Source organism: Paenarthrobacter sp. NPDC090522, from assembly GCF_044769225.1.
Taxonomy (GTDB): Bacteria; Actinomycetota; Actinomycetes; order Actinomycetales; family Micrococcaceae; genus Arthrobacter.
In genome coordinates this window covers 152,206-168,033 of record NZ_JBIVXL010000003.1, presented here as the reverse complement: position 1 = coordinate 168,033, position 15,828 = coordinate 152,206, and the positions used below count along the sequence as shown (strand labels likewise).

At 65.4% G+C, this 15,828-nt stretch carries 14 protein-coding genes and 1 tRNA gene; 14 read left to right on the top strand and 1 reads right to left on the bottom strand.

The features are described from left to right. Positions 1-32 precede the first annotated feature (32 nt). Positions 33-680: an alpha/beta hydrolase gene (locus ACIQT2_RS04740; protein ID WP_402944055.1), complete on the top strand. Its 648-nt coding sequence runs from the start codon at positions 33-35 to the stop codon at positions 678-680. Here ACIQT2_RS04740 and ACIQT2_RS04735 read toward each other — a convergent pair. After that, complete coding sequence (locus ACIQT2_RS04735; RefSeq protein ID WP_400271402.1) at positions 677-904, bottom strand: RNA-binding S4 domain-containing protein; 228 nt, start codon at positions 902-904, stop codon at positions 677-679. The two genes, ACIQT2_RS04740 and ACIQT2_RS04735, sit on opposite strands and share 4 nt — an antisense overlap. 23 nt (positions 905-927) lie before the next feature. Here ACIQT2_RS04735 and ACIQT2_RS04730 point away from each other — a divergent pair, with 23 nt between their 5' ends. From ACIQT2_RS04730 to ACIQT2_RS04670, 13 genes are all read left to right on the top strand, one after another. After that, entirely contained in the window at positions 928-1,932 is a 1,005-nt protein-coding gene (locus ACIQT2_RS04730; RefSeq protein ID WP_402944051.1) for a DMT family transporter, read from the top strand. 78 nt (positions 1,933-2,010) lie between these two features. Then, the gene (locus ACIQT2_RS04725) at positions 2,011-3,396 is read left to right on the top strand and encodes a glycine--tRNA ligase (RefSeq protein WP_402944048.1); all 1,386 of its coding nucleotides are present in this window, start codon (positions 2,011-2,013) and stop codon (positions 3,394-3,396) included. 2 nt (positions 3,397-3,398) lie between these two features. Beyond that, on the top strand, positions 3,399-4,361 hold the full coding sequence (locus tag ACIQT2_RS04720; RefSeq protein WP_402944046.1) for a GNAT family N-acetyltransferase: 963 nt from the start codon (positions 3,399-3,401) through the stop codon (positions 4,359-4,361). 214 nt (positions 4,362-4,575) lie between these two features. Continuing rightward, entirely contained in the window at positions 4,576-5,949 is a 1,374-nt protein-coding gene (locus tag ACIQT2_RS04715) for an FAD-binding oxidoreductase (RefSeq protein ID WP_402944043.1), read from the top strand. A gap of 75 nt (positions 5,950-6,024) precedes the next feature. After that, the gene (locus ACIQT2_RS04710) at positions 6,025-7,458 is read left to right on the top strand and encodes a YibE/F family protein (RefSeq protein ID WP_402944040.1); all 1,434 of its coding nucleotides are present in this window, start codon (positions 6,025-6,027) and stop codon (positions 7,456-7,458) included. A gap of 103 nt (positions 7,459-7,561) precedes the next feature. Next, the gene (locus ACIQT2_RS04705) at positions 7,562-8,497 is read left to right on the top strand and encodes an ABC transporter ATP-binding protein (protein WP_400331254.1); all 936 of its coding nucleotides are present in this window, start codon (positions 7,562-7,564) and stop codon (positions 8,495-8,497) included. After that, entirely contained in the window at positions 8,494-9,270 is a 777-nt protein-coding gene (locus ACIQT2_RS04700; RefSeq protein ID WP_402944037.1) for an ABC transporter permease, read from the top strand. The genes ACIQT2_RS04705 and ACIQT2_RS04700 overlap by 4 nt, the downstream gene beginning before the upstream one ends. A 29-nt stretch (positions 9,271-9,299) precedes the next feature. Continuing rightward, positions 9,300-10,403 (top strand): sensor histidine kinase, encoded by a 1,104-nt coding sequence (locus ACIQT2_RS04695; protein ID WP_402944034.1) that lies wholly within the window; start codon positions 9,300-9,302, stop codon positions 10,401-10,403. Next, positions 10,400-11,011 (top strand): DNA-binding response regulator, encoded by a 612-nt coding sequence (locus ACIQT2_RS04690; protein ID WP_400331263.1) that lies wholly within the window; start codon positions 10,400-10,402, stop codon positions 11,009-11,011. Before ACIQT2_RS04695 ends, ACIQT2_RS04690 begins: the two co-directional genes overlap by 4 nt. 51 nt (positions 11,012-11,062) lie before the next feature. Continuing rightward, positions 11,063-12,244, top strand: coding sequence for a tRNA dihydrouridine synthase DusB (dusB, locus tag ACIQT2_RS04685; RefSeq protein WP_402944030.1), 1,182 nt, complete (start codon positions 11,063-11,065; stop codon positions 12,242-12,244). Positions 12,245-12,308: 64 nt separating this feature from the next. Further along, positions 12,309-13,625 (top strand): deoxyguanosinetriphosphate triphosphohydrolase, encoded by a 1,317-nt coding sequence (locus tag ACIQT2_RS04680; protein ID WP_402944027.1) that lies wholly within the window; start codon positions 12,309-12,311, stop codon positions 13,623-13,625. A 34-nt stretch (positions 13,626-13,659) separates the two neighbouring features. Beyond that, positions 13,660-15,540, top strand: coding sequence for a DNA primase (gene dnaG, locus ACIQT2_RS04675; protein WP_402944025.1), 1,881 nt, complete (start codon positions 13,660-13,662; stop codon positions 15,538-15,540). A 51-nt stretch (positions 15,541-15,591) separates the two neighbouring features. Next, positions 15,592-15,664: transfer RNA gene (locus tag ACIQT2_RS04670), tRNA-Asn, on the top strand. Positions 15,665-15,828: the final 164 nt, after the last annotated feature.

Genomic DNA, 15,828 nt, shown 5'->3' with positions numbered 1-15,828 from the left:
TGTTACCCATGGGTAACTGCAAGAATAGACCCATGACTGAAGCCGTTGCATTCCCCGCGCCCGTTGTCCTGTGGTCCCATGACGAAACCGAAAGGGCGGGAAAGCCGCTCCTGGTCTTGCTCCACGGCTACGGATCCAACGAGGACGACCTCTTCAGCCTCGCCGGAGTCCTTCCCGAAGGCTTCGTGGTGGCCTCCCTGCGCGCCCCCATGCCCATGGGCCCGGGCTTCACGTGGTTCCCGCTCACGGCGTCCATCGACTACTCGCTCGATGCCGTGAAGCTGGCGGCCGGGTACGCGCTGGAGTGGCTGGACACCGTCAAAGCCAACCACTCCTCGGTGACGCTGCTGGGCTTCTCCATGGGCATGGCCATGGCAACCACCATGCTCCGGTACCGGCCCGCGGACTTTGCTGCCGTCGTCGGGCTTTCAGGCTTCGTGATCGACGCCGGTGCTGACGCCGCCTTCCGCGACGCCGAACTGGACGGTTCCGTGCCGTTCTTCTGGGGCCGCGACCAGCAGGATCCCGTCATTACCCAGGACAAGATCGAGTACACCATGGGCTGGGTGCGCAAGCACGTGGACCTCACCAAGGTGCTCTACACGGGCATGTGGCACGGCATCAACCAGCAGGAGATCGGGCACGTGGGCGAATTCCTCACCCACAAGGTCCTCAGCTAGGAAGCAGCGATCCGGACCGTCTGGCCGTTGACGGTTACGGTATCGCCGGCGTGGAGTTGGCGGCCGCGGCGTTCTTCGATGTCGTCATTGACCTTGACCAGGCCGTTCTTGATGAGCTCCGTGGCTTCCACGCCGTCCTCAACGAGGTTGGCGAGCTTCAGCAGTTGGCCGAGGCGGATCATGTCGTCGCGGATGGGGATTTCGTCGATTTCGGGGTTGCTCATACAGCAATGATGCCTGAAGTAGTGTGGTGACAGTGCCGCACCCTACCCGCCGTTCCAGCCTTCCGCTTGCCCTTGGCCTGCCCCTCGCCGTCCTGACGGGGCTGGTGCTCCCGGTCCAGGGACGCATCAATGGAGCGTTGGCTGGCACCCTGGACGACGGCATCGCCGCCGCGGTAGTGAGCTTCACCACGGGCCTGGTGGTGATCGCCGCGATTTCCTTGGCCACCCCCAAAGGCAGGGCGGGGCTGGCGAGGATTGTTCCTGCGGTCCGTTCGCGCAGCTTTCCGCCGTTCTACGTCATGGCCGGTGCCGTAGGAGCCTTCTTCGTCTTCGCCCAATCATTCACCGTGGGCCTCCTTGGTGTGGCGCTGTTCACGGTGGCGTCCGTGACGGGTCAAACGCTCAGTGGCCTGCTGGTGGACCGGCTGGGCATTGCCCCAGGCGGCAAACGGTCCCTTACCGGGCTGCGGGTCCTGGGCAGCGTGCTCACCGTTGCGGCCGTGGCGTGGGCGGTTTCGCCGCACTTTGGCGGCCCGTCCGACGTCGGAACGCTCCTTTTGCCGGTTCTCCTGCCGCTCCTGGCGGGATTCCTGATGAGCTTCCAGCAGGCCATGAATGGAACAGCCACGGTGCACTACGGCACACCGCTGGCAACCACCTTGGTCAACTTCCTGGCCGGTTCGGTGGTGCTGTGGATCGCCTGGCTGGTCAAGGTTGCGGTTGCCGGGGCCGGAAATCCCTTGCCCGCGCACTGGTGGTTCTACCTTGGCGGCCCGCTGGGTTGCGTGGCGATCGGCCTCGCGGCGCTGCTGGTCCGCAGCCTCGGCGTCCTGGTCACGGGGCTGGGCATGATTGCCGGCCAGTTGGTGGGTTCGTTGGTGCTCGACGTCGTGATCCCCACGTCCGGTACGGTGGTCGCCTTGCCCACGGTGCTGGGTACGTTGCTGACGCTCGCGGCCATCATTGTGGCCACGCTCCCATGGCCCAAAGGATCCTTTGCCGGAAGGTCGGCCGCCAAAGGCCGGTAGGCTAGGACACGCAGCTTCCTGCACAGTTCAAACCACCGCGGACCGCACCCAGCGGCCCTGTAGAAATATGGAGTACCCATGGCAGCAAAATCCGTCCTCGACCAGGTCATTTCCCTCTCCAAGCGGAGGGGATTCGTGTTCCAGGCCGGTGAAATCTATGGTGGCTCCCGCTCCGCGTGGGACTATGGCCCCCTCGGCGCGGAACTGAAGGAAAACATCAAGCGCCAGTGGTGGCAGAGCATGGTCCGCGGCCGCGAAGACGTGGTTGGCCTGGACTCCTCCGTGATCCTGCCCCGCCAGGTATGGGAGGCTTCCGGCCACGTGGAGGTTTTCTCCGATCCCCTGGTGGAGTGCCTTTCCTGCCACAAGCGCTACCGCGCGGACCACCTTGAGGAAGAGTACGAGGAGAAGAAGGGCCGTCCTGCCGAGAACGGCCTGGCGGACATCGCTTGCGCCAACTGCGGCACCCGCGGCCAGTGGACCGAACCTCAGGAATTCTCCGGCCTCCTCAAGACCTTCCTCGGCCCCGTCGCCAGCGAAGAAGGCCTGCATTACCTGCGCCCCGAGACCGCGCAGGGCATCTTCGTGAACTTCAACAATGTGCTCACCACGTCCCGGAAGAAGCCGCCGTTCGGCATCGGCCAGATCGGCAAGTCCTTCCGCAACGAGATCACGCCCGGAAACTTCATTTTCCGTACCCGTGAGTTCGAGCAGATGGAGATGGAATTCTTCGTCGAGCCCGGCACGGACGAAGAGTGGCACCAGTACTGGATGAAGGAACGGATGGCCTGGTACACGGGCCTTGGCATCCGCGAAGAGAACCTCCGCTTCTTCGAGCACCCGTTGGAGAAGCTGAGCCACTACTCCAAGGGCACCACGGACATCGAATACCGCTTCGGCTTCCAGGGCTCCGAATGGGGCGAGCTTGAGGGCATCGCCAACCGCACCGACTTCGACCTCTCCACCCACGCCAAGGCCTCCGGCACGGACCTGAGCTACTTTAATCAGGCAACCAACGAGCGCTACACCCCGTTCGTGATCGAACCCGCAGCCGGCCTGACGCGTTCCTTCATGGCGTTCCTCATCGACTCCTACACCGAGGATGAGGCCCCCAACGCCAAGGGCGGTGTGGATGTCCGTACGGTCCTGAAGCTGGATCCGCGCCTGGCCCCGGTCAAGGCTGCCGTACTTCCGCTGAGCCGCAACGAGGACCTGTCCCCGAAGGCCAAGGCCCTTGGCGCCCAGCTGCGCAAGAACTGGAACGTCGACTTCGACGACGCCGGCGCAATCGGCCGCCGCTACCGCCGCCAGGACGAGATCGGTACGCCCTTCTGCATCACCGTGGACTTCGACACCCTCGAGGACCAGGCCGTCACCATCCGTGAGCGCGACACCATGAGCCAGGAACGCGTCTCCCTGGACAAGGTGGAAGCGTACCTGGCGGCCCGTCTGATCGGCGCCTAGGCGTGGCATTGGAATACCGCGAATGGAAGGAAGGCGACGACCTCGCCCTCCTGGAGATCTGGGGCGACCCGGAGACCCTCCCTGCGGAGCAGTTCCGTGCTGCCTTGGCGCCTTCCGGCAACCAGCCGTGGCGCCGGTGCATCGTGGCCGAGGACGTGGTGGACGGTGTCCGCATCCCCGTGGCGGCCGGTGTGGTCCACGAGGCCTCCCTCCATCCTGAGCGTCTGTGGGCCTACATCGAGGTGGCCAAGGATCATCGCCGCAGTGGAATCGGTGCCACCCTCCTGGCCATGCTCCGCGCGGAAGCCGGGAACGCGCCGTCGGGCGTTTCCGCGCTGCGCAGCAAGGTGGAGCCGGGCACGCCCGGGGCCGCCTTCGCTGAGGCGGCAGGGCTGGGACCCATCCAGCGTTCCCAGTTGGTGGTAGTGGACCCCGAGCCACTGAAGCTGCCGAGGTTCGGAGACGGCTCCGAGGAAGCCGCCGCCGAGCGTGTGGAGGACCTGGCCACCGGGTCTGTGGAACTGAGCGACGTCGTGGGCCGCTACTACTCTGCCGTGCACCACTGGGACAGCCCGGGGGAGCTCAGCATCGCCACGGTGCAGCGTCTCTTCCTGCATGACCTCACAGGGGCCCACGGTGCGATTGTCCTGCGCGCACCCAAGGCCAGTGCTTTCGGTGAGGGCGTGCCGGCATCCAGGAAGGGCAAGATCCAGGCGTTCGCCATCAGCTACGCCCAGGGCAACACCGGGGAGCCCTCCGACGTCTTCCTGGGGCACGATCCCCAGTTGGCGCCGGATGACGCAGAAACCGCCGTGCGGGACCTGCTGGCCCTCATCGCCTACCAGCACCCGGTGCTCCTGGAAGTCGATGAGTCCATGGCCGCCTTGCGTGGTGTCCTGAAGCCGCTGCTGGGGTCAGGCAAGGCGCACGTACGCGGCGCGGACACCCTTATTGTGAGCGATTGAGCGGTTACCGCTCGGATTGCGGATCCCGCCGGCACCACGATTTCGTGGCGCCGGCGGGATCCGCTGTTTAACGGCCGGCAGCGGGCAAGCAAAAGATGCTTGACGCCGCCACCGCGCAGGAGTAGGCATGACGACGTAAACCCCCACGCCGCCGTAGCTGGAGGGAAACGGCGTGGGAACATCCCGGTCTCACATTTCTTATTGGTGGTAAACCATGAATGGAATAGCCCTTGACGGGCTGCGGGAACAGTTGCGCGGCCAACTCATCACTCCGGAAGATCCCGAGTACGATTCCGCGCGGTCCGTTTTCAACGCGATGGTGGACAAGCGTCCGGCGGGTATTGTCCGCGTCGCGCAAGTGGCAGATGTCATTGCCGGCGTGAACTTCGCACGGGACAACGGCATGCCGCTCGCCATCCGTGGCGGCGGGCACAGCGCCCCCGGGTTCGGGACCTGGGATGACGCCCTGGTGCTGGACTTCGTGAACCGCACGGGTGTCCGCGTGGATCCGGAGGCCGGAACGGCGAGGGCGGAGGCGGGAACCACGTGGGCGGACTTCAACCACGCCACCCACGCGTTCGGCCTTGCGACCACGGGCGGCATCGTGGGCTCCACAGGGGTGGCCGGCCTGACCCTGGGCGGTGGCATCGGCTATCTGGCCAGGAAGTTCGGCTTGTCCTGCGACAACCTGGTGTCCGCGGATGTGGTGACCGCCGATGGCTCGTTCGTGGTGGCCAGCGAGGACCGCAACGAGGATTTGTTCTGGGCCCTGCGAGGTGGCGGGGGAAACTTCGGCGTGGTGACCTCCTTTGAATTCACGCTCCATCCAGTGGACATGGTCCATGCCGGGATCGTCATTTACGGAGCCGAGCACACGGACACCGTGGCGCATTTCTATCGCGACTACATCGCCACGGCCCCAGAGGAATTCGGTGCCTTCCTGGGCTTCCACCCAGGCCCGCCTGTGCCTTTCCTCCCGGAGGAATGGCATGGAAAACCCGTCTGCGTGGTGGTGGGCATGTGGACCGGGGACGCCGCCGAGGGGCCATCGCGGTGGCAGCCGTTCCTGGACGCCGCCCCCGTGGCGGGATCCATGGTGGGACCCATGCCCTACCCGGCGCTGAACGTGGCCTTCGACGGACTGAACCAGAAAGGCATGCAGGGCTACTGGAAGGCCAACTTCCTCCGCGAACTCAATGACGGTGCCATCGGGGCGCACGCCACCTTCGGCTCCACGGTGACCAGCGTCAACACCTCCGTCCACGTCTACCCGATCGACGGGGCCGTCTCCAGGGTGGGAGTCCAGGACACAGCCTTCGCCAACAGGGACATGAAGTTCTCTCCGGTGATCGCAACCCAGTGGGTCGACCCGGCGGACAATGACGCCAACATCGCGTGGGCGCGCAACTACGCCGAGGCTTTGGCACTCCATTCCGAGCGTGGCGGGTACATCAACTTCATGGACTCCGAGGACCAGCAGCGCGTCAGCGAGAACTATGGGCCCAACTGGGACAGGCTGGTGCAGATCAAGGGAAAGTACGATCCCGGCAACCTCTTCCACGTGAACCAGAACATCAAACCTGCCTGAGGCCGGGATAGCGCCGGGGGCGTCGAGTGACCGTGGCTTGGCCGCGTAGGGTTGAGGCATGAGGTTTAGCTGCTGATGGGCCACGGCCACTCCCACGCCGACAGTTCCGAGCCGACTCCTGAAGCCATCGCATCACGCAAGCGGGCCAACTGGCTCCTGGCCGGCGTGCTGGTTCCGCTGGGTGTCCTGACTATCGTTGCCATGATGCTCATGTGGCCTTCCGGCAGCCGCGAAGGGATTTCGTTCGCGAGCCCCTACCAGGCCGCCCCGGGCGTCACGTTCGATACCGGCAAGATCCAGAGGGTGGTGCAGGAAAGCTGCACCCAAACCGGCCAGGCGGATTCCAGCCAATCCGGAAGCACGCCTGCCGGTTCCGAGTGCACTTTCGCGTTCACCGAGCCGGACAAGGGTGGCGAACCCGTCAAGGTAGTCATCAACCCGGACGTCGCCAAGTCCCATGGCGTGGACGTGGGTGACTCCATCCGCTACCTCAACCTCTCCGGTGTCCAGGGGGCAGCGGCAGGCAGCGGCTCGCCGTCGTACGTGTTTGTCGACTTCGTGCGGAACGTTCCCATCGCGCTGCTGGCCGTGCTCTACGCGGTAGTGGTCATCGCCGTGGCGCGGTGGCGTGGCTTCCGGGCCCTCCTTGGTTTGGTGGGAGCCTACGCGGTCCTGGTCAGCTTCATCCTGCCCGGCCTGGTGGAAGGCAAGCCCCCGCTGCTCCTGGCGTTGGTGGGTTCCACGGTGATCATGATCGGGGTGCTCTACTTCGCGCACGGCTTCTCGGCCCGGACGTCCACGGCATTGCTCGGAACAATTTTCGGGCTGGGCATCACGGCGCTGCTGGCCGCCTGGGCCACTGACGCAGCCAACCTCGCCGGCGTCGGCAACCACGACGCCGCCACCCTGATCAATATGTCGGACAAGATCTCCATTTCCGGCATCATCCTGTGCGGCCTCATCATCTCCGGGCTGGGCGTCCTGAACGACGTCACCATCACGCAGTCTTCGGCAGTGTGGGAACTGTACGAACTGGCGCCCAACACCAGCGCCCGCAAGCTTTTCACGTCGGCCATGCGGATCGGCCGGGACCACATCGCCTCCACGGTCTACACCATCGCCTTCGCCTACGCGGGCGCCGCGCTGCCCATCCTCATCATCGTGATGCTCTACGACCGTCCCCTGGCCGAAGCCTTGACCAGCGCCGAATTGTCCGAGGAAGTCATCCGGACCCTGGTTGGTTCCATCGGCCTGGTCCTCGCCATTCCCGTCACAACGTTCATCGCAGTGCTGGTGGTCAAGGCCACGGGCCTGAAGCGTGGGGACGGATCCTCCGCCGTAGGCCTGGACGATGTTGCCGATGCCGGCGCGCTCGCGGCCGCTGCCGCCGTCGTGGGTTCCGAACGGGACCACGCGAACGACGCCGGCCACCGCACCGGGACTGCGGGGCAGGCCCGGCCGGGGAGCCGGCGGGCCAGGCGCGAAGCCGAACGTGGCACCGACGAATAGCCCATGACATTTGTCATCGCTGACTGGTGACACCCGGTAGAAGTGCAGGAGCTTGTTCGCGGCTTGACTGGGTAGTGACACAAAACCACTGCCAGGGAGAGCGATGACAACCGCAGGCGTACCGGCCGTCCAAGCCGCCGGACTTCATAAGAGCTTCGGAAAGGTCCACGCCGTCCGCGGCCTGGACCTGACCGTGCAGCAGGGAGAGGTTGTTGCCTTCCTGGGTCCGAACGGGGCGGGAAAGACCACCACCATCGACATGATCCTCGGGCTCAGCACCCCGGACCAGGGCGACGTCTCCATCTTCGGCCACACGCCGCGGGGCGCCATTGCCAGGGGACAGGTGGCCGCCGTCATGCAGACCGGTGGACTCCTCCGGGACATCAGCGTCCGCGAAACGGTGCAACTGACGGCCGCAATGTTCGAGTCGTCGCGGCCGGTGGACGAGGTCCTCTCCCGGGCAGGCATCCTGGACATCGCCGATCGCCGCGTGGAGAAGTGCTCGGGTGGCCAGCAACAACGGCTGCGCTTCGCGATGGCCTTGGTCTCCGATCCCGGCCTCCTCATCCTCGACGAACCCACCACCGGTATGGATGTGGCCGGCCGCCGCGACTTCTGGTCCGCCATCCGGGCCGACGCCACGAAGGGGCGAACGGTCATTTTCGCCACCCACTACCTCGAAGAAGCAGACGCCTACGCGGACCGGATTGTCCTGGTCCGGCAGGGAACCGTGGTGGCCGACGGAACGGCCGCCCAGATCAAGAACCTCGCGTCCGGCCGCACGGTCAAGGCGTCCCTGCCGGTGGAGGACCAGTCGCTGCTGGCCGCCTTGCCGCCCAGTGATGCCGTGGAGTTCGACGGCGGCCGCGTCACCGTCCGCACGTCCGACTCCGACTCCGTGGTCCGCTACCTGCTCAACAACACCCGGGCCCACGACCTCGAAGTGGTGGCCAACAACCTCGAAGAGGCCTTCGTGGCCCTGACCGGCGATGAGCCGTCCAGCGAGACAGTCCGCACTTTCGAAGGAGACCGGGCATGAGCCAGGCGACAGCCATCCAGGACCGTAAGCCCTCGGCCGGGGGAGTCAACGGCACGTTTCTCTGGATAGAAATCAAGCGGATGCTCAGGAACCGCCGGACCGTGATTTTCACAGTGCTGATGCCGGCGATCTTCTTCTTCATCTTTGGCCTGTCCAACAAGAACCAACTGTTGCCCAATGGCCACAGCTACGGCCAGTACATCCTCATCAGCCTCACCGTGTATGCGGCCATGACCGCCGCCACGGGTGCGGGGAGCCAGGTTGCGGTGGAACGTGCTCAGGGCTGGAGCAGGCAGCTTCGCCTGACCCCGCTGCTGCCCGGCGCCTACATCGCCGTCAAGGCTGCCGCGGCCTTGACCCTTTCGCTGGTGGCTGTCATCGCCCAGTTCGTTATTGGGGCGATCGCCGGCGTGACCATGGACGTACAGACGTGGCTCACCGCGGGCATCGTCGCATGGCTCGGCTCCTTGGTCTTCGCGGCGTTGGGCTTGTTTGTTGGTTACCTCATGCCGAGCCAGAACGTCATGCAGATCCTCGGCCCGGCCCTGGCGATCCTGGCCATGTTGGGCGGGCTCTTCATGCCCATCGAGGTCATGGGGGACACCTTTGGCCAGATCGCCAAGTTCACTCCGGCGTACGGAATCGGCCAACTGGCAAGGAGCCCCATCACGGGCGACTTCGATCTGATGTGGATCGTGAACGTCCTGGTCTGGCTGGCGATCTTTGTGGGCGGGGCAGCCATAACCTTCCGGCGCGACACGAACCGGGTCTGAGCGCCACGGTCTTGGCTAGGCTGGGAGTCATGAAAACCCAGGCCTTCGGCGAGATGTTCCGCGGGCCCGGTCCGCGCCGTTGGTTCCTTGGTGCCGGGCTCTCGGTGCTGCTGTGGGCGTGGCCCACGTGGAATCTCGTGTGGTCCGTGGATGAGCCGTTGGTGTGGAAACTTGCGGCCTCGGCTTCATTGGTCGCTTTCTTCCTCGCCTATGCCTTCCTGCCGATGTTCGGCTGGCGGAGATCCGCGCGCACTGGCTTGGCCACCGCCGGCATCCTGCTGGCACTGGATGCCCTGGTGATCCTCTTCCTGGGGCGGGAGGCCTTGTGGACCTGGCCTTTCCTGGCCTGCGCCATCGCCATGACTGTCCTGCCGCCGCGCGTGGATTTTGCCCTGATCGTGTTCCTGGCCGCAGTATCGCTCACCGTCGAATTGTCGGACGGGAACCCGGAGCAGGCGTTCTTCCAACCGGCATTGATCCTGTCCTTGGGCCTCATGATGACCTCGTTCGCCAGGCTGATCCGGCAGACCGTGGAACTCCGTGCCGCACAAACAGGCCTGGCCGACGCTGCGGTGGCCGCTGAACGGAGCCGGGTGGCCCGGGACATGCACGACATCCTGGGGCACTCCCTGACTGTCATCGCCGTGAAGGCCGAGCTCGCGGGCCGGATGCTCGAGGCTCCCTCCGGCGCCGACCGCGCAGCGAAGGAAATTGCCGAGGTCCAGGACCTCGCCCGCGGCGCCCTGGCCGACGTCCGTGCAACGGTTGCCGGCTACCGCGGGGTCAACGTCCTCGCGGAACTGGCCGTCGCCAGGACGGCACTGGAATCGGCGGGAATCGACGCCGAGCTCCCGGCCACCTCGGAGGAAGTTCCCGCGGGGCGCCGCGAGTTGTTTGGCTGGGTCCTGCGCGAGGGCGTCACCAACGTGGTGCGCCATTCGGGCGCCGGACGCTGCCGGGTGCGCTTGTCGTCGTCCACTGTCCTGGTGGAGGACGACGGCGTGGGGCCGGGTCTGGGGAATGGCATGGGGAGCGGCTTGGCCGGAATTCGGGAAAGAGTGGAAGCCGCCGGGGGTACGCTCAGCATCGGTTCCAGCGAGCTCGGAGGATTCAGATTGGCGGTACAGGTATGACCATCCGTTTGGTGATTGCCGATGACCAGGCTTTGGTCCGCGGAGCCCTTGCAGCCCTGCTGGGGCTGGAGCACGACATTGAGGTGGTAGCCGAACTGGGCGACGGCACGGGCGTGGCAGCAGCAGTGGTGGAACACGCAGCGGACGTGGCCATGCTCGATGTCGAAATGCCGGGCCTCGACGGCATCAGCGCGGCAGCCGAGGTCCGTCAAGCCGCCCCCAACTGCCGGGTCCTCATGGTCACCACCTTCGGCCGGCCGGGGTACCTCAAGCTGGCCATGCGCGCCGGGGCTTCCGGCTTCGTGGTGAAGGACACCCCAGCCAGGCAACTCGCCGAGGCCGTGCGGCGCGTCCACCAGGGCCTCCGGGTGGTGGATCCGGCGCTCGCCGCCGAGTCATTGACATCGGGGGACAGCCCGTTGACCGAACGTGAGACTGAGGTGCTCAGGGCAGCGTCCGACGGCGGCACAGTAGCCGATATTGCCAAGGCAGCGGTGCTGTCCGAGGGAACAGTCAGGAACTACTTGTCCTCCGCCATGGCCAAGACGGGCGGCCGGACCCGGGCGGAAGCAGTGCGGATTGCCGCGGGGAACGGGTGGTTGCTCTAGCGTTTCGTCGAGGCAGGCGGCCGATTTGCCCCGATTTGCAACAATGGATGGGTGACTGTAGTAGCAACACCTCCCACTCCCAGGCTTGAGCTCCCGCCTTTGCAGCTCGGCGACATCACCGTGGACACTCCCGTGATCCTGGCCCCCATGGCGGGCATCACCAACTCCGCTTTCCGCCGACTCTGCCGCGAATACGGTGGCGGACTCTACGTGGCGGAAATGGTCACCTCGCGTGCCCTGGTGGAACGGACCCCGGAGTCCCTGCGGATCATCTCGCACGACGACGACGAGAAAGTCCGCTCAGTGCAGCTCTACGGAGTGGACCCGGTGACGGTGGGTGCGGCCGTCCGCATGCTCGTGGAAGAAGACCGCGCGGACCACATCGACCTCAACTTCGGCTGCCCCGTCCCCAAGGTCACCCGTCGTGGTGGTGGCTCGGCACTGCCGTGGAAAATCGACCTCTTCACCTCGATTGTCCAGACCGCCGTCAAGGAAGCGTCCAAAGGCGGCATTCCGCTGACCATCAAGATGCGCAAGGGCATCGATGAAGACCACCTGACGTACCTCGACGCCGGCCGGATCGCCCGCGATTCCGGTGTGGCCGCCGTCGCGCTCCACGGACGCACCGCGGCGCAGTTCTACTCCGGCCAAGCGGACTGGTCCTCCATTGCGCGCTTGCGCGAAGCCCTGCCGGACATTCCGGTCCTGGGCAACGGGGACATCTGGTCTGCCGAGGATGCTGTCCGCATGGTCCGGGAGACCGGCGTCGACGGTGTTGTGGTGGGCCGCGGCTGCCAAGGACGCCCCTGGCTGTTCGGCGACCTGCAGGCCGCCTTCGAGGGCAGCGATGAGCGGCACCGTCCGGGCCTGCGCGAAGTGGCCGACGGGGTGTACCGCCATGCCGAACTCATGGTGGAGACTTTCGGGAACGACGAGTACAAGGCCCTCCGCGAAATCCGCAAACACATGGCCTGGTACTTCAAGGGTTACGTGGTTGGCGGAGAACTCCGGGCCAAGTTGGCCACCGTCCCCACGCTTGAGGTGCTCCGGGAGCTGTTGGCCGAGCTGGACCTGGAACTGCCGTATCCGGGGGTGGATTCCGAAGGCCCACGAGGCCGCGCAGGATCTCCCAAGCGGCCCGCTTTGCCGAAGGACTGGCTGGACAGCCGCCAGCTCAACGCTCAACAAAGCGCCGACATCGCGGCAGCCGAGCTGGACGTTTCGGGCGGCTAGCTCCCAGCGTGCAAGACTGGCTCAAGAGGCACCAGAGGACGGCGCACGAAGGAGGCAGAAACCCATGGGAACCGAAGCAACGATCGGCCGTGCCGGAACTGCGCACGAATATGCGCAGGCGATCCCCGGTTACTCCGAAGCGGACTCCGCCCGTTGGGTCGAAGAACCGCGCAAGAACACGTACCGCTCGGACTTTGAGCGCGACCGTGCCCGCGTGCTGCACTCCTCGGCCCTGCGCCGCCTTGGTGCCAAGACCCAGGTGGTGGCACCGGACACCGACGACTTCGTCAGGACCCGGCTGACCCACAGCCTCGAGGTAGCGCAGGTTGGCCGCGAGCTTGGCCGGTCCCTGGGTTGTGACCCGGACGTGGTGGATACCGCCTGCCTCAGCCACGACCTCGGACACCCGCCGTTCGGCCACAACGGCGAATCGGCGCTGAACGAGGTAGCCCATGCCATTGGCGGCTTCGAAGGCAATGCCCAAACCCTGCGCCTGCTGACCAGGCTCGAACCCAAGGTCCTCACCGAGGACGGGCGGCCCGCCGGACTCAACCTCACGCGGGCCAGCCTGGACGCTGCTTCCAAGTACCCGTGGTCGGCCCTGGACGCCCCGGTGATCCATGGGCACCGCACCAGCAAGTTCGGCGCCTATGAGGACGATCTCCCGGTGTTCGAATGGCTCCGCGAAGGCGCCCCGGGCAACCGGTCCTGCATCGAAGCGCAGGTCATGGACCTTGCGGATGACATCTCCTACTCCGTCCACGACGTGGAAGACGCGATCGTCGCCGGGCACTTCCAGCTCAAGTGGATGGAGAACCCGGACCACAGGGCACGCGTGGTGGGCTACACCAAGCAGTGGTATCTGCCGCACAACGAACCAGCCGAGATCGACGCTGCCCTGGCCAGGCTTGAAGCCACCAAGGTGTGGGTCCGCGAGGCCGACGGCAGCCGGAAGTCCATGGCGGCGCTCAAGGACATGACCAGCCAGCTGATTGGCCGCTTCTGCCAGAGCGCCATGGAAACCACCCGCTCACACTTCGGCCCCTCCAACCTGACCCGCTATGGTGCCGAGCTCATGGTGCCCGAGGAAACGGTCACGGAAATCGCTGTCCTCAAAGGCCTGGCCACCACCTTCGTCATTTCCACGGACCACCGCCAGCCGGTCTATGAGCGCCAGCGCGAAGTCCTGCACGCCCTGGTGGGAGTGCTCAATGCCACCGGCGACCGGCATCTGGAGCCGATGTTCGCTGCGGACTGGCGTGCCGCCGTCGACGATGGCGCCCGCCTGCGCGTGGTGATCGACCAGGTGGCCTCGCTGACTGACGGTTCGGCCCTGGCGATGTACGAGCGTTTGGTGGGGAGCCTGCCGTCGCTGTGGTAGTTTTCCGCCCATCCTGCCGGACTAGGATGGTCTAGTGGCTGGCCTGATCAAACGTGAAGACATCGATGAAGTACGCCAGCGCACGGACATCAAGGAAGTCGTGGACGGCTACGTCACCCTCCGCAGCGCCGGACTCGGCAGCTTCAAGGGCCTGTGCCCCTTCCACGACGAGCGCTCGCCCTCCTTTACCGTCCGTCCCCAAGTAGGCAGGTACCACTGCTTCGGCTGCGGCGAAGACGGGGACGCGATCTCCTTCATCCAGAAGATGGACCACAGCTCCTTCCACGAAGCCGTGGAAAAACTCGCTGCCCGGATCGGCTATGAGCTCCGCTATGAGGACGGCGGTACCGGACCCAGCCGCGAGGAAGTGGGCAAGCGTCAGCGCCTGTTGGATGCGCACAAGATCGCCGACGAGTTTTTCCGTGCCCAGCTCCTGACACCGGGGGCCGCGGAGGGCCGCAACTTCCTGGACGGCCGTGGCTTCGACCGCGCCGCTGCCGAGCATTTCGGAGTTGGCTACGCGCCGCAGGGCTGGGACTCACTCCTCAAGCACCTGCGGGGACGTGGGTTCACCGACGCGGAGTTGAAACTGACAGGCATGTTTTCTGAAGGCAACCGTGGAATCTACGACCGTTTCCGCGGCAGGCTCATCTGGCCTATTCGGGACATCGCAGGGGACACCATCGGCTTCGGTGCCCGCAAGCTCTTCGAGGACGACCAAGGTCCCAAGTACCTCAACACCCCCGAAACCACGCTTTATAAGAAGTCCCAGGTCCTTTACGGAATCGACCTCGCCAAGCGGAACATCGCCAAGGACCGCCAGCTCGTGGTGGTGGAGGGGTACACCGACGTCATGGCCTGCCACCTGGCAGGAGTCACGACGGCGGTGGCCACTTGCGGTACTGCCTTCGGTACCGAACACATCAAGATTGCCCGCCGCCTGCTCTCCGACGACGGCACCGGGGGAGAGGTAGTCTTCACCTTCGACGGCGACGCCGCCGGTCAAAAAGCCGCCTTGCGGGCCTTCGAGGAAGACCAGCGGTTCGTGGCCCAGACCTACGTCGCCGTGGAGCCCACCGGCGCAGATCCGTGCGATCTTCGCCAACTCAAAGGCGACCCGGCCGTGCGCGAACTCATCGCCAGCCGCAAGCCGCTCTTTGAGTTCGCCATCCGGGCCTCGCTGCGCAAGCACAACCTGGACACCGTGGAGGGCCGCGTCGCTGCTCTCCGGGAAGCTGCGCCGGTGGTGGCGCAGATCAGGGACTCAGGAATCCGTCCGGCCTATACGCGCGAACTCGCGGGATGGCTCGGCATGCCCATCGAGGAAGTCAGCCGGTATGTCGGGGCGGCGGCCAAACGGGCAGCCTCCGGCACAGCCACGGCGGGTCCGGCGGAGCAACAGACGGCGGCAGCACCGCCGTCGAACGGTCCGGCGTTCACCCGTCCCGACCCCCGCGACCCCGTTGCGGGGATGGAGCGGCAGGCCTTGGAAGTGGTGCTGCAGGAGCCGGGAGTCCTGGGCGAGGGAAACTGGGAGCGTTTCGAGGCCTCCTACTTTGCCACTCCGGCGTACGCGGCGCTCCATGCGGCCATCAGGGCGACGGGAGTAGCCCAGGCGGCCGATCCCGTGGCCTGGGTGGAGAAGGTCCGCCAAGAGGTTCCCGAGCCGTTGCGGCCCTTGGTGTCAGAGCTGGCGGTGACTCCCTTGCCGGCGAGCACACCCGAGGCAATGCAGCGGTATTGCCGGGACATCCTCGCCCGGCTGTTCGAGCTGCAGATCACCCGCATCAAGGCCGACAAGATGGGCCAGCTGCAACGCCTGGATGCCGCAGCCCATCCCGAGGAATTCCAGCGGTTGAACCGCGAGCTGATGCAGCTGGAAATGGAGCGCCGGGCACTGCGGGCTGAGGCCTGAGGCTCGATTTCGCTTTTCGGCTGAGCCCTGTTAAGCTAATTACCGCTTCAATCCTCCGTAGCTCAATTGGCAGAGCATTCGACTGTTAATCGAAGGGTTACTGGTTCAAGTCCAGTCGGAGGAGCGCACACATACCCCCGTTTCGGATCTCCGGAACGGGGGTATTTTTATACCCCCAGGGGGTATTCCGAGTCGATTTCGCTTTTCGGCTGAGCCCTGTTAAGCTAATTACCGCTTCAATCCTCCGTAGCTCAATTGGCAGAGCATTCGACTGTTAATCGAAGGGTT

Bases quoted from the DNA above. Each gene is read 5' to 3' on its own strand.
- ACIQT2_RS04740 (WP_402944055.1), top strand. From the start codon at position 33: ATGACTGAAGCCGTTGCATTCCCCGCGCCCGTTGTCCTGTGGTCCCAT.
- ACIQT2_RS04735 (WP_400271402.1), bottom strand. From the start codon at position 904: ATGAGCAACCCCGAAATCGACGAAATCCCCATCCGCGACGACATGATC.
- ACIQT2_RS04725 (WP_402944048.1), top strand. From the start codon at position 2,011: ATGGCAGCAAAATCCGTCCTCGACCAGGTCATTTCCCTCTCCAAGCGG.
- ACIQT2_RS04715 (WP_402944043.1), top strand. From the start codon at position 4,576: ATGAATGGAATAGCCCTTGACGGGCTGCGGGAACAGTTGCGCGGCCAA.
- ACIQT2_RS04710 (WP_402944040.1), top strand. From the start codon at position 6,025: ATGGGCCACGGCCACTCCCACGCCGACAGTTCCGAGCCGACTCCTGAA.
- ACIQT2_RS04705 (WP_400331254.1), top strand. From the start codon at position 7,562: ATGACAACCGCAGGCGTACCGGCCGTCCAAGCCGCCGGACTTCATAAG.
- ACIQT2_RS04700 (WP_402944037.1), top strand. From the start codon at position 8,494: ATGAGCCAGGCGACAGCCATCCAGGACCGTAAGCCCTCGGCCGGGGGA.
- ACIQT2_RS04695 (WP_402944034.1), top strand. From the start codon at position 9,300: ATGAAAACCCAGGCCTTCGGCGAGATGTTCCGCGGGCCCGGTCCGCGC.
- ACIQT2_RS04690 (WP_400331263.1), top strand. From the start codon at position 10,400: ATGACCATCCGTTTGGTGATTGCCGATGACCAGGCTTTGGTCCGCGGA.
- ACIQT2_RS04680 (WP_402944027.1), top strand. From the start codon at position 12,309: ATGGGAACCGAAGCAACGATCGGCCGTGCCGGAACTGCGCACGAATAT.